Below are 12583 nucleotides of genomic sequence, written 5' to 3'. Positions count from 1 at the left end.
TCCACAGCGTGCGAAACCACGCACGCCGAAACCCGACGCGAGCTACAAGATGCGGCGGCGCGACACCTCGGCCAGGGTCACGGCCGCCGCGACGGAGGCGTTGAGCGACTCCACGTCAGAGACCATCGGAATGCCGACACGCAGGTCGCAGGTCTGCCCGACGAGCCGGGACAGGCCCCGCCCCTCCGAGCCGACGACCACCACGAGCGGTCCGACCGCCGCTTCCAGCTCGTACAGCGAAGTCTCCCCGTCGGCGTCGAGCCCCGCGACGATGAACCCCTCCTCCTGACACTGCTTCAGCGAGCGGGTCAGGTTGGTCACCTGCGCCACCTTGACCCGGGCCGCGGCGCCGGCGCTGGTGCGCCAGGCGGTCGCGGTGATCGCGGCGGAGCGACGCTCGGTCAGGAAGACGCCGTGCGCGCCGAACGCGGCCGCCGAGCGGATGATCGCACCGAGGTTGCGCGGGTCCGTGATGCCGTCAAGCGCGATGAGCAACGGCGCCGGGGACTCCAGCGAGGCGGCGAGCAGGTCCGCGAACGGCTCGTACGCGAACGGCGGCACCTGCAGGCCGAGCCCCTGGTGCAGCACCCCGCCGGTCATGCGGTCCAGCTCGTTGCGGGACACCTCGAGGATCGCGACGCCCCGCTCGGCGGCGGTGCGCACAGCCTCCTTGACGCGCTCGTCCATGTCGATACCGAGGGCGACGTACAGCGCCGTGGCCGGCACGTGCGTGCGCAGCGCCTCGACGACCGGGTTGCGCCCGACGAGCAGCTCGGGGCCCTCCTTGGGCTGCGCGGCCTTGCGCCCCGGGGAGACCCGGTGCGACGACTTGACCGGCGCGGCCTTCTTCTTGGCGCCGAACGGCCCCTTGCCGGCCGTCCGCTTCGTCCCCGGCTGGCCGATCTTGGGGGCGCGCCCCTCGGCCGCCGCGGCCCGGCGCTCCTTGTCCTGCTTCCAGGCGGTGCGCTCCGGGAGCTGCTCGTCCCCGGAGTACCCCTTGTGCCAGGGCCGCTCGTCGGCGGGCAGCGTGCGCCCCCGCCCGGCCAGCGACTGCCGGTTCTTGCCGCCGGAGCCCTTCGCGGCGCCCTTCTTCGAGACGACCCGCTTGCCGCGGCGTTCGGAATTTCCTGGCATCAGTTCAGTGCTCCAAGGTCCATCGTGGACCGGCCGCGGTGTCCTCCACCACGACGCCGGCCTGCTTGAGCTGGTCGCGCACCGCGTCCGCGGCGGCCCAGTCCTTCCGGGTGCGCGCCGCGGCGCGCTGTTCGAGGGCGAGCGCCACCAGCGAGTCGACCACCTTGGTCAGGTCGCCGGCGTCGGTCGAGCGCCACTGCGGGTGCAGCGGGTCGACCCCGAGCACGTCGAGCATGGCGCGCACCTCGGCCAGCGCCGCGCGGATCGCCGGCACGTCCGCGGCGGTCAGCGCCGCGTTGGCGTCGCGGACGGTGTTGTGGACGACGGCCACCGCCTGCGAGGTGTTGAGGTCGTCGTCCATCGCCTCGGCGAAGGCCGCCGGCACCTCGCCGAGCTCGCCGTCGCCGACCTGCTCGGCCGCGCGCAGCACGAAGTTTTCCAGCCGGCGGTACGCCGTGGCCGACTCCGCCAGCGACTCCGGCGAGTAGTCGATCATCGACCGGTAGTGGGGCGTCAGCAGGTAGTAGCGAACCTCGACCGGTCGTACACCCGAATCCTCCAGCGACTCGAGCGTCACGACGTTGCCGACGGACTTGGCCATCTTCGTCCCGCCGAGGTTGAGCAGCGCGTGGTGCACCCAGAACCGGGCGAACCCGTGCCCGGCCGCGCGCGACTGCGCGATCTCGTTCTCGTGGTGCGGGAACTGCAGGTCGAGGCCGCCGCCGTGGATGTCGAACTCGGCGCCCAGATACCGCCAGCACATGGCCGAGCACTCGATGTGCCAGCCGGGCCGCCCGGGCCCCCACGGCGACGGCCAGTTGGCGTCGCCGGGCTCGTCGGGCTTGATGCCCTTCCACAGCGCGAAGTCGCGCGGGTCGCGCTTGGCGCGCGCGGGCCCGTCGGCCGCCGGCTCCATCGAGTCGGGCCGCTGCCCCGACAGCGCGCCGTACTCCGGGTAGGACCGCACGTCGAAATACACGTCGCCGCTGCCGTCGACGGCCTCGTAGGCGTGCCCGTCCGCGATCAGCTGCTTGATGAGCTCGTGCATCTCCGGGATGTGGCCGGTCGCGCGCGGCTCATACGTGGGCGGCAGCACCCCGAGGCGCTGATAGGTGGCCGACAGCAACCGCTCGTTGGCGTATGCGATCGACCAGAACGGCTGGCCGGCCTCGATCGCCTTCTGCAGCACCTTGTCGTCGATGTCGGTGATGTTGCGGATGAACGTCACCGTGTAGCCGGACTTGGCGAACCACCGGCGCAGCACGTCATAGTTGACGCCGGAGCGCAGGTGGCCGATGTGCGGGCCGGCCTGCACCGTGAGCCCACACAGGTAGATGCCGACCTGCCCGGGCGTCATCGGGACGAAGTCCCGGACCGATCGGGTGGCGGTGTCATACAGGCGTAGGGTCACACGTGCAAGAGTAGCTTCCGCGCCCGTCCGGCATCACGCCCGGAGGCCGCGTCCGGCAACGTGCCGTCCGGACGTCCGCCCAGTGAAGATCGCTGCCTGCCGTACCGCTCCGCCGACGTTCACATAGCGTCTCTGAGACCCTACGAAAGGCTGTCGGGACACTGGTCCTGCGTGTGGCGTTGCCGTCACGTGCAGATGGAGTCCTCGACTCAGCCGCCGGCCGCGGATCTGCCCGGCTCGTGTTCTCGTCGCGGCTGTCGCCGCCGGCACCTGGCTCCCTATGGCGCCGGGAGGGAGTCTGGGGTGTCCGCCCCGCCGGACGTCGACCAGCACCCGGCGAGGGGCGGGGCGGGGACCCTGCGTCACAAGGGCACAGAGCGTGTCGTGCTGCCAGACGCCGCAGCCGTGCCGCGGCGAGTCTTTGACAGCTGGCGAACCAGGCCGTCGACGGTCTTCACAGTGCGGATCCGGCCGTCCGCGGACTACGTCACACCCGGAGCTGATCCGCGAGTGGTACGCCACCCTGTCTGGCATGGATCACCGCCGCGCGGTCGACGCCTACAACGCCCAGGCGAAGCAACACATCACAGCCCCTCCACCTAAAATTACCTAGCGCCACACCGGCTGCAATCACTCAGATACGCACGACTAGAGTTTTGAGAAACCCTCCTGATACGCCTCAACAGCGCTGTCGAACATGTCGGCCGGCAATGCCCAACCCAGTGTCGTGGGACGGCCGAGCTCACGAAGAGCGGCTTCCACGCCTTCGAACGATCCGCCTCGGCCGCCGTGCTGGCTCACCACCCGGCCGGCATCCCTCAGCCAGTAGCGATCGGCGGCGATGTCGACGCCGACCAGGCCAGCCGCCAGCAGTCGCCCGACCGCCTGGGTGAACTCGGGCTCGGTCAGGATCGCGTGGTTGCGGTAGTCGGCAACGCCGATCACCTCTACCAGCGTGGACCCCGTCGACGCGTCAGCGCCCCCGATGGACAGCAGCACCCACGCGTCTGACCACATCCACTCCTCGTCCACACGGGCGACAGTACCGATCGAACCCCACCCGAGACCGGGGTGATTCCTGCGCTTGCCGAAACTCCCTGCGTGCGCTGCCGACGAACCGTTCGGCGTAACAGTTCGCCCTCGGCGTCCGCGGGCGGGATCTTCACCACGTCGATGCCTACAGCGGTGAACACCGCGTCGAACGGACCGGTGAACTTCGCGACTCGGTCACGGACAAGGAACCGGAACGACGCGGCCCGAGATCCACGACCAGGTTGCGGGCCTGCTGTGTGGTCCATTCGCCGGTCGGGTTCGCAGCGACGCCGAGGATGTGGACCCGGCAGGTCACCACCTCCATCACCACCAGGACGTACAACCGCCGCAGCGCGACCGTATCGACGTGGAAGTAGTCGGTCGCGAGCAGCCCGGACGCTTGCGCCCGAGGGAAGGCCCGCCAGCTCATGTCGCTGCGGCGGGGCGCAGGGCCGACGCCCGCGCGGGCAAGGAACGGCTGGCTGTACAGCCGGACAGTTTAGGAAGTGTGGACACGGCCGGGAGTCGCACGGCAGCGACCTGGCTTGAGCTGCGTCGCCACGCTGGCCGCCACGTCCAGGAGCTGACCGCCGTTGATCGCCGTCTTCCACCCCAACGGGCATGCAAGGGGCGCGCGGGTACGGGTCGACTGTCAGCTTGGGAATTGTCGATGTCTGGCTGTTCGTCGGGTTGCCCGCCTGGTCTCGGTGGTATCACGTGACCTTGGCTGGCCTCTGCTGTCCGCTCCTGGGTCCTGGACCGGCGCTACCAACGGCGGGTCGAGCGCCATTCGTCCGCAGCCTTCTGCGCGGCCTTCGCCGCCCGCCGGTCCGCCCTATCAAGCTCGCGCCTCCGGAAACCCGTGTACAGCTTGTAGCCGGCATACACGGGCAGGATTAGGGCACCGTTGAAGAAGTAGTAGCGCCCTCCCTGGAACTGAAATACCAGGTAGAACGCGTAGGCGGCGGATGCTAGAGCGCCAAAGCCGCTGAGAATCCGGTACTCGAGCGAGGTCGCTCCGAACCCAGTGACCGTCACGAGCAGTAGAACAATGGCGCTCGCGCCGAGCGCGACGATGTAGAACAACAGCAACGACACGACGGTTCCCCTATGACAATCCGTTGGCGAGCCGGACGGGAGCCTAGCCGTCGCCGCGCACGGTTGGTAGGTGCCGACGCCAAATTGAATTGAAGAGATCGCGCAGATAGGTCAAGATCATGGACGGCGGGCGGGGCGGTTGTCCCACCGGCACAGGGTCCATGCCTGCCGGATCAGGCTACGTAGCGTGATGATGGCGTCGGCGAACGCAAAGAACGCGTCGATGACGCGTTCTTTGCGTTCGTCGCAGCGTTGCAGGCGGTTGAAGGCGTTGTGCCAGGCGTTTGTCCGCTCGACATGCCACCTCCGACTCGCCCGGATGGGTGCCTGGTTGTCGTGGTGTGGCGCGTAGACGTCCGCTGTGGTGGAACGCGCCGTTGAAGGCCGACAAGGAGGTCCGGGCCGCTGCCCGCGAGACCGCGAAGACCCGGTCCCGGCTGTGCGAGGATTGCTTGGAGCGGTCGGGGGCGGAACGGCGCGCCGGGCTGCTCGCCCGGCGCGCTAGCGGATGTTACAGATCACCTGAACGCCGCTGAGGCCGTCGCCCGGAACAATAACGGGTTCGTCTGCTTGACAGAAAGAGAAGTCGAGTGAGCTACTGGCGACGGCATAGTGCGGTCGACCGGTAACGGTATATTGACCTGGCGGGACCATGATAGAGAATCGGCCATCATTGGCGGCTGGTGCATCGATCGCAGTTCCGTTCGCCGACTGGAACTGCACCATGCCAGCAATGCCGCGTTTCAGCACATCTCCCGAGTCCAACGCATCGCCGCCGACTTGCAGCAGTGTTCCAGTGACGACTACGCGATCGCCAGACGCAGCTGGCGCGCCCTGTTCCTGCCGGAACAACATAGATCCTCCGGCCGCGGCGAGTGCAAGTGCCAAGACAGCGCCAGCGACGGCGCGGTTGCGCTGATCTCGCTTCCGCCGCAATCGCACGAGTTCGGCGAAGGCGGGTTGCTGTGCCGGTTGCTGCCGCACCGCCTCCATGGCCAACAATTCCGTGAGTTTAGACATGCATAGCCTCCTCTCTCAGCAACCCGGCAAGTGCACTGCGAGCTCTGCTCAGACGGGATTTCACGGTTCCTGGAGCCACTTTCAGCGCCTCAGCAGTCTCGTCGATGCTGAGCCCCAAGAGGTGATGCATGACGACGGCTTGGCGCTGCCCAACAGGCAGCGCACGCAGTGCCTGGATCAGGTCCATCCGATCGGCGCTCGGCGCGGGCTCGTCGGCTGCTGGACCATGACGCCACAGCGCGCGTACTGCGTGGCGAGCTTTCCGTCGCCGGTTTGACACCAGCCTGAACGCGACGGTGCGAAGCCACACTTCGGGCGACTCGAGACGAGACACGTGCTGCCACCGGCCGAGCAACCTGACGAAAGCCTCTTGCACGCATTCTTCGGCCTCTGCGTGACCGTCGGCAACGAGCGCTACTACCCCGACGAGTCGGCGGTAGCAGGCCGCGTAGAGATCGGAGACTCCCTCATGCGGGCCGGACGATTGGTCCATACTCCTATCACCCCCCAAGTGGCCGAGCGGTTCCCGAATTTGTCGAGACTTTTGATGATCAGGGTTGGCGGTGTTGGTCAAGCATGGTCCGAACTGCCACACGAGCGGCTCTGGCGTCGCCGCGGCCCGCTGGCCCTGCCGCGTCCGGGTACGGATCTCGGCCTTGGTAGCGTCCGGCGCCGCGGCGCACAGCGCGGCCCACTGAGGCACGCTCAACGAGTCGGGCTGCGGTCCAATAGCCTGTGCCGGTGGCATCCGAGACGGCGCAGACGCTGGACCGTGGTCTGCGGCTGTTGCACCTGGTCGCCGACTCGCCGGCCGGCCTGACCATGACCGAGGCCGCGACCCGCCTGGGTGTCGGCCGCGCGGTCGTCTACCGGCTGGCCGCGACCCTGACCGAGCATGGCATGATCCGCCGCGACCGCGCGGGCCGCCTCCGCCTGGGCGCCGGGGTGCTGCACCTGGCCCGCCGCGCCCAGCCCTTGGTGGCCGACGCGGCGCTCCCGGCGCTGCGCCGCCTGGCCGAATCGGTGGGCGCGACGGCCCACCTGACCATCGCCGACGGCGGCGAGGCCTACGCCTTGGCGGTCGTCGAGCCGAGCTGGACGCAGTTTCACGTGGCGTACCGGACGGGCTCCCGCCACCCGCTGGCCTCGGGCGCCGCGGGCAAGGCGATCCTGGCCGGCCGTCAGGGCGACTACACGGCCGTGACCACCACGGGCGAGCTGCAACAGGGCGCCCACGGCGTGGCGGCCGCCGTCCCGGGCGTCGAGGGCCTGGAGGCGAGCGTGGGGGTGGTGGCCCTGACCGAGCTCGACCCGTCCGCGGTCCCCCCGGAGGTCGTCGGCGCCGCCACCGCCATCGCGAAGGCGCTCTCCTGATCTCGCGCTCACTCACGCCGGCGCGATGACAACCATCCCGACGCCGGGCGCGTCAGCTTTCCGTGCGCAGAAGCTCTTACGCTGCGGTGGTCGCGGCGGTCCTGCTCGGCGGCCTGCTGACGTTTCACGGCGCCGTGCCGAACCGCCCCGGCCACCTCGGCAGCCTGCTGGAAGCGTTCCTCCCGTGGCTCGGTCTCGCCGTCCCGATACTGCTCGGCGTCGCGGTGTGGCGCCGATCCATCCCGATGCTGATCAGCGTCCTGGTGGCGGTGGTCGCGTGGCTCGCGGCGTTCGGCGGGCAGATGCTGCCGGCCGGCGGCGGGCCCGCGGACCTCGTCGCCGTACAGCACAACGTCAGCGACGAAAACCCGGATCCGGCCGGCACCGCGCGGGCGCTCACCCAACCCCGGCCCGACCTCATCGGGCTTGAAGAGGTGACCCCCGAGGCGCTGCCCGCCTACGCCGCGGTGCTCGAGGCGCAGTACCCGCATCACACGGTGCAGGGCACGGTCGGGCTGTGGTCCCGGTACCCGCTCGCCGACGCACGGGCGATCGACATCAAGCCCCGCGGCCTCGACGCGGACTGGAACCGCGGGCTGCGGGCGGTCGTGCAAGCACCGGGCGGGGACATCGCCGTGTACGTCGCGCACCTGCCGTCGGTGCGCATCGGGCTGCGCAAAGGATTCAACACCGCGTGGCGCGACGACAGCGCCGCGCGGCTCGGGGCCCTGCTCGCCACCGAGCCGATCCCGCACGTCATCCTGCTCGGCGACCTCAACAGTACGGTCGATGACCGGGGGCTGCGGCCGGTCAGCTCGCGGCTCACCTGGGCGTCGTCCGGGTTTGCGTGGAGCTTCCCGGCGCGGGCGCCGATCGCGCGGATCGACCAGATCATGGCGCGCTCCGCGACCGTCACCGGAGTCCGGGCGCTGCCGGCGACCGGCAGCGACCACCTCCCGATCGCCGCGCGGATCCGCCTCCACCGGTGATCCGAGGCGGTGATCCGAAGGGCAGGGCCGGCCGGAGTCGAACCGGCGTCCTACCGATTCGGAGTCGGTTGCGACGACCTCTGCGCTACGGCCCTGCCGCCCGGCAGTCTAGGCGCCAGCGGATGAGGGGGCGCAGCACTCGAGGGCAGGACCGGCCGGAGTCGAACCGGCGTCCTCCCGAGTGGAAGTCGGGCGCGACAACCTCTGCGCTACAGCCCTGCCGGCGGGCAGCCTAGGGCGACCGGCGCAGGAAGGCGAGCTCGGGCCGGTTCGTGTGCAGCGGCATGCGGCCGTACGTGCCGTTCGCCCTGGCCCGCGGGTCGGCGCCGGCCGCGACCAGCGCCGTGACCAGCTCGGCCGTGCCGTGATCGACGGCCGCGTGCAGCGGGGTCTCGCCTCGCTCGTCGCGGGCGGCGATGTCCAGGCCGGCGGCGAGCAGGCGCGGCAGCAGGTCGGCGCCGTGCAGCCAGGGCAGCAGGTGCAGCAGCGTCCGGCCGCGCTCGTCGCGCACGTGCGGGTCGAGCCCGCGGTCCAGGGCCGCGGCCACGGCTCGGGCGTCGCCGCGCCGGATCAGTGTCATGAGGTCGTCGCGCAGGGTGCGCATCGGGCGGGGCATGCGCACGGCCGGGTTCCGCCAGCCGTCGTACGCCGCGACGCAGCCCTGGACCTCGCCGCCGAGCGCCTGGATCATCCGTTCGCGGGCGATCTCGGCGGGCGTGTGGGGCAGGACGACGGCGCCGTCGCGCATGGCGACCTCGTGGGTGGCGTGGTCGCAGTGGACGCGCACGGTCTCCCGCAGCACCGGGAGCGGTGCCGGTACCGGTGCCGGGCGGCCGGGGAACAGCGCGGCGCGGACCAGCGGATGCAGGTCGTCGGGGCCCAGCCGGCCCTGGACGAGGGCGTCCAGCTCGGCCGGCCGGCGGGCCAGCACGTCCGGGATCCTCGGGATGCGGGCCAGCTCGACGCCGAACTCGGCCACCTCCGCCCGCCGGCGCTCCTCGTCGACCCGGCCGTACGGCACGCGCGTCACGAGCCGGACCCGCCGCCCGTCGAGCACCAGGCACCGGCCCCGCATGTCGATGCGGGCAAGCCCCTGCACGCCGCGCGCGGCCTCGGTGAGCGTCGGGTGGATCGGCCGCAGCCAGGCCAGCGAACGCCGGACCACCTCGCCGCGGACGTGGTTACGCCGGCCGGTCGGCAGCCACGGGTCGAACGCGGCCGGGTCGACCAGGTCACGCCCCCAGCGCGGGTCGAACAGCAGCACGTCAAGGCGGAACCCCGCGGCGGCCCAGGCGGCCGCGTGCCGCCCGCCGTCGTCGAGCCGGACGAGCCGCTCGACCAGCCCCTCCGGCCCCGCACCACCGAGCCGCTCCTCCGGCAGCCGCTCACCGTCGGCGGCGAAGAACGGCAGCCGTTGCACTCCTCCGCATCGGCTCAGCATTCCGCCGGTACACCTGGAATCCCATCGATCCCGAAGGTGCAGCAGCTCGTCGTCGCGCCGGCCGGGTGACGTCCGGTCGAGGTGCTCGACGCGCAGCGTGATCCGCTGCGGCCGGTCGTGCCAGACGGGCGCGCGGGCGACGAGCGCGTGGTCCTCGGGGAGCAGATCGAGCGGGAACCACAGGCCACCGCGCAGCAGCCCGTCGCGCGGCCGGCGCGGGAGGTGCCACCGCAGCAGGTCGGGCGCGAGGTGGCGCAGGTCGTCCTCGACCCGCTCGGCGACCTCGGCGCCGTGCATGCGGCGGACCGCGCGCAGGTCGAAGTCGGCGTCGACGTTGACGGCCGCGCACGCGCCGCGCCAGTCACCGGCCAGCCGGCGTTGCGTGGCCCGCTCGATCATCCACGCCGGTACCAAACCGGTCCTCCCGCCGTAACTTTCACGCCCCGTCGCGCGCCATCACGCGGGGGCCGCGGCATTCCGTTGACCGGCCCTGCGCCCGGGTCTAGCTTGCCGTGTCGAAGCGCATCGATACCTCGGAGGAAAGGTCGTGCGGTCATGCGGAGGCGAACACTTGCCCTGTCCATGGGAGCAGCGGTTGCGGTAGCCGCGGTCGGAGCACACATCGTCACGGCACTACCCGCGTCGGCCGCCGCCGGCTGCCGGGTCGCGTACTCGATCACGAACTCGTGGCCGGGCGGCTTCGGCGCCGACGTGACGATCACGAACCTGGGCGATCCGATCGCGAGCTGGACCCTGGTGTGGTCGTACTCGGCCGGCCAGACAGTCACGCAGTTCTGGAACGCCACCGTCACGCAGAGCGGTTCGCAGGTCACGGCGAAGAACGTCAGCTACAACGGCTCAATCGCCACCAACGGCACCGCGTCGTTCGGCTTCAACGGCTCGTGGAACGCCAGCAACCCGGTGCCGACAAGCTTCACGCTCAACGGCACGGCCTGCACCGGCACCGTCACCAACTCCCCTTCCCCGACACCGTCCCGCACTCCCAGCGCCTCCCCGACTCCGTCCCGCACCCCCAGCGCCTCACCGACGCCGTCGAGCACCAGCGGCGTTCCCGCCGACGCCGTGTGGGTCGCGACGGGCGCATGGGATCAGTGGACGAACAACGGGTACACCATCATCAACGACGTCTGGGGCTCGGGCGCCGGCCCCCAGACGATCTGGGCGCGGACCGGCACCAACTGGGGCGTCGTCGCGGACCACCCGCGCACCAGCGGCGTGAAGTCGTACCCGCACACCGGCAAGACCCTCAGCCGCACGCTCAGCTCGCTGGCGTCGGTCAGCAGCTCCTTCAACGTCACCGTCCCCGCCGACGGCGACTACGAGACCGCGTACGACATCTGGGCGAACAACAACGCGTACGAGGTCATGATCTGGACCAACCAGCACGGCGCGGTGGGCCCGATCGCCGAGTCCTACGACAGCAACGGCGCGGTGCCGAACGCCCGCAACGTGAGCGTGGGCGGCCACACCTGGAACGTGTACCGCGGTTCGAACGGCGCGAACGCGGTCTTCTCCTTCGTCCGCACCGCCAACACCACGTCCGGCACGGTGGACGTCCTGGCGGTCATGAACTGGCTACGCACCCAGAACTGGTGGGGCGACGTGACGGTGGGCCAGATCCAGTTCGGCTTCGAGCTGAGCGGCACCGCCGGCAAGAGCAACTTCACCGACAACAGCTTCTCCCTCACCTACAGCTGACCCGCTGAACCACCACAGCAGCCGCGACGGGCGGGCGCCCGTCGCCGGCTGCTGTGGCGTTTTTGGTGTTTGGGACCATGCTCGGGGTGTGAAGTCGACGTCCGGCGTCCTACTGACCACCACCGAGGTAGCCGCTATGCACCGCGCGGTGGGTAACCAATCTCGACGAGATCAGCAGCCAGATCTTCCACCGTCACCTCGGGGTTCAGGCGCCGCACCAACTCATCGGCGAGCGGATGCAGCGCGAAGATCTCGCCGACCGCTTGCACATCTACGGCTGTCTCGTAGTAGTCCTCGGCAAAGCGTTGGTACGCCGCCGGCGTACCCTCGACCAGCACCTCGAACAGCCAGCTGGCGCCGTCCGGGTCGCCACCCTGAGGGAAGTCGATCTCTCCGGCATGCCACCGGTCGTCGCTATGCTGCCGCCACAGGCACACGGTCGCTTCCAGCGTTCCCTCGAAGCTGAACGCGGGCTCTTCAACACAGGCGGTAAAGACCTCCGGCACGGTATCGACCAGCCCAGGCCACAGCTCATCGTCATTGACAGCCGGGCTCATCGGCGACTCGTGATCGAAGCCCCGGATGAACGCACCGACCGGTGAGAACACGATCGACCACGCGTCGCCCGACCCGTTCCGCATGGACGCCATCTCCTCTCCCGGCGCCCAACGCGAGTCAAACGAGTAGTACCGCGACTCCCAATCCGGACTCATGATCGCGTCCAACATCGCCAACGCGCGACACCGCTCGCGAAGCACAGGTATGTCGGGCAAGGCGCGCGCTACGTCATGAACGGTCACCAGCACATCTAACCTCCCGCTTCGGCACCACACTCGTCCTGGTTGTGTCGAACGACGCTGGCCTCACCAGGACGGCCATAAACTGGCTCCAGCATGATCGTCGGCGATGGCCAGTGGCTACGGCACGTAGTTGCAACCTTGCGCGGCCGGTGCGCGCTCATGCCGATGAGCGGTCGCTTCGGTCTGTGCTCGCGGACGAGCTTCCTAAGTGAGCGTCCGGAAACCTTGGTTACCAGTTGCCGGTGCGGGCAAGTCGGCGTGACATTGTCATGATCATGGCGATGTAGATCATGGCCTCGTGGTGGTCGGGCTTGGTCTCATAGTCGCGTACGCAGCGGCGATGCTTGCTGATCCAGGCGAACGTTCGCTCTACCACCCACCGGCGGGGCAGCACGACGAAACCTGGCTCGGTGCGTTTGACGATCTGGACCGTCAGCCGCAGGACGTTGCGGGCCCAGACGAGCATCCGCCCGGCGTATCCGGCATCGGCCCAGACCAGGGCGATGGTGGTGCAGCGTTCGCGGAGCCGGGCCAGCAGCCGGTGTCCCGCGTCGCGGTCCTGCAG

General features: G+C 70.0%; 13 protein-coding genes, 2 tRNA genes and 1 pseudogene. 3 read left to right on the top strand and 13 right to left on the bottom strand.

Features of this window, described 5'->3' with window-relative positions:
• Window positions 1-42: 42 nt before the first annotated feature.
• From rlmB to ACGFI8_RS38660, 8 genes and pseudogenes are all read right to left on the bottom strand, one after another.
• Window positions 43-1134: a 23S rRNA (guanosine(2251)-2'-O)-methyltransferase RlmB gene (gene rlmB / locus ACGFI8_RS38695; protein WP_392812293.1), complete on the bottom strand. Its 1092-nt coding sequence runs from the start codon at window positions 1132-1134 to the stop codon at window positions 43-45.
• 4 nt (window positions 1135-1138) lie between these two features.
• Complete coding sequence (gene cysS / locus ACGFI8_RS38690; RefSeq protein ID WP_392812292.1) at window positions 1139-2545, bottom strand: cysteine--tRNA ligase; 1407 nt, start codon at window positions 2543-2545, stop codon at window positions 1139-1141.
• A 648-nt stretch (window positions 2546-3193) separates the two neighbouring features.
• Window positions 3194-3577 carry a hypothetical protein gene (locus ACGFI8_RS38685; RefSeq protein ID WP_392812290.1) on the bottom strand — a complete coding sequence of 128 codons (384 nt, stop codon included), beginning with the start codon at window positions 3575-3577 and terminating at the stop codon, window positions 3194-3196.
• 145 nt (window positions 3578-3722) lie between these two features.
• Window positions 3723-4007 (bottom strand): hypothetical protein, encoded by a 285-nt coding sequence (locus ACGFI8_RS38680; RefSeq protein ID WP_392812288.1) that lies wholly within the window; start codon window positions 4005-4007, stop codon window positions 3723-3725.
• 335 nt (window positions 4008-4342) lie between these two features.
• Window positions 4343-4675, bottom strand: a complete 333-nt coding sequence (locus ACGFI8_RS38675; protein WP_392812287.1) for a hypothetical protein — start codon at window positions 4673-4675, stop codon at window positions 4343-4345.
• A 117-nt stretch (window positions 4676-4792) separates the two neighbouring features.
• A pseudogene (locus ACGFI8_RS38670) lies at window positions 4793-5017 on the bottom strand (IS5/IS1182 family transposase); the annotation flags it as partial.
• Window positions 5018-5176: 159 nt separating this feature from the next.
• On the bottom strand, window positions 5177-5695 hold the full coding sequence (locus tag ACGFI8_RS38665; protein WP_392812285.1) for a hypothetical protein: 519 nt from the start codon (window positions 5693-5695) through the stop codon (window positions 5177-5179).
• Window positions 5688-6188, bottom strand: coding sequence for an RNA polymerase sigma factor (locus ACGFI8_RS38660; RefSeq protein ID WP_392812385.1), 501 nt, complete (start codon window positions 6186-6188; stop codon window positions 5688-5690). The genes ACGFI8_RS38665 and ACGFI8_RS38660 overlap by 8 nt, the downstream gene beginning before the upstream one ends.
• A gap of 242 nt (window positions 6189-6430) precedes the next feature.
• On the opposite strand from ACGFI8_RS38660, the gene ACGFI8_RS38655 reads away from it, so the two are divergent.
• Window positions 6431-7069, top strand: coding sequence for an IclR family transcriptional regulator (locus tag ACGFI8_RS38655; protein ID WP_392812283.1), 639 nt, complete (start codon window positions 6431-6433; stop codon window positions 7067-7069).
• Between the two features lie 62 nt (window positions 7070-7131).
• Window positions 7132-8058 carry an endonuclease/exonuclease/phosphatase family protein gene (locus ACGFI8_RS38650; RefSeq protein WP_392812282.1) on the top strand — a complete coding sequence of 309 codons (927 nt, stop codon included), beginning with the start codon at window positions 7132-7134 and terminating at the stop codon, window positions 8056-8058.
• Between the two features lie 22 nt (window positions 8059-8080).
• On the opposite strand, the gene ACGFI8_RS38645 is transcribed toward ACGFI8_RS38650, so the two are convergent.
• The 3 genes from ACGFI8_RS38645 to ACGFI8_RS38635 all read right to left on the bottom strand — a co-directional run bounded on the left by ACGFI8_RS38645 (window position 8081) and on the right by ACGFI8_RS38635 (window position 9898).
• Window positions 8081-8153, bottom strand: a tRNA-Arg gene (locus tag ACGFI8_RS38645).
• A 51-nt stretch (window positions 8154-8204) separates the two neighbouring features.
• Window positions 8205-8277 (bottom strand) — tRNA-Gly (locus ACGFI8_RS38640).
• A 13-nt stretch (window positions 8278-8290) separates the two neighbouring features.
• The gene (locus ACGFI8_RS38635) at window positions 8291-9898 is read right to left on the bottom strand and encodes an ankyrin repeat domain-containing protein (protein WP_392812280.1); all 1608 of its coding nucleotides are present in this window, start codon (window positions 9896-9898) and stop codon (window positions 8291-8293) included.
• 183 nt (window positions 9899-10081) lie between these two features.
• Between ACGFI8_RS38635 and ACGFI8_RS38630 the strand changes: the two genes are divergently transcribed.
• Entirely contained in the window at window positions 10082-11218 is a 1137-nt protein-coding gene (locus tag ACGFI8_RS38630) for a cellulose binding domain-containing protein (protein WP_392812279.1), read from the top strand.
• 134 nt (window positions 11219-11352) lie between these two features.
• On the opposite strand, the gene ACGFI8_RS38625 is transcribed toward ACGFI8_RS38630, so the two are convergent.
• Complete coding sequence (locus ACGFI8_RS38625; RefSeq protein WP_392812278.1) at window positions 11353-12024, bottom strand: hypothetical protein; 672 nt, start codon at window positions 12022-12024, stop codon at window positions 11353-11355.
• A gap of 223 nt (window positions 12025-12247) precedes the next feature.
• On the bottom strand, window positions 12248-12583 hold a 336-nt coding region (locus tag ACGFI8_RS38620), incomplete at its 5' end, for a transposase (protein WP_392812277.1).

It is taken from the genome of Dactylosporangium sp. NPDC048998 (assembly GCF_043197855.1).
GTDB lineage: Bacteria > Actinomycetota > Actinomycetes > Mycobacteriales > Micromonosporaceae > Dactylosporangium.
Note: the sequence above shows the minus strand (reverse complement) of the source record. Positions and strands in the feature narration are given on the sequence as shown.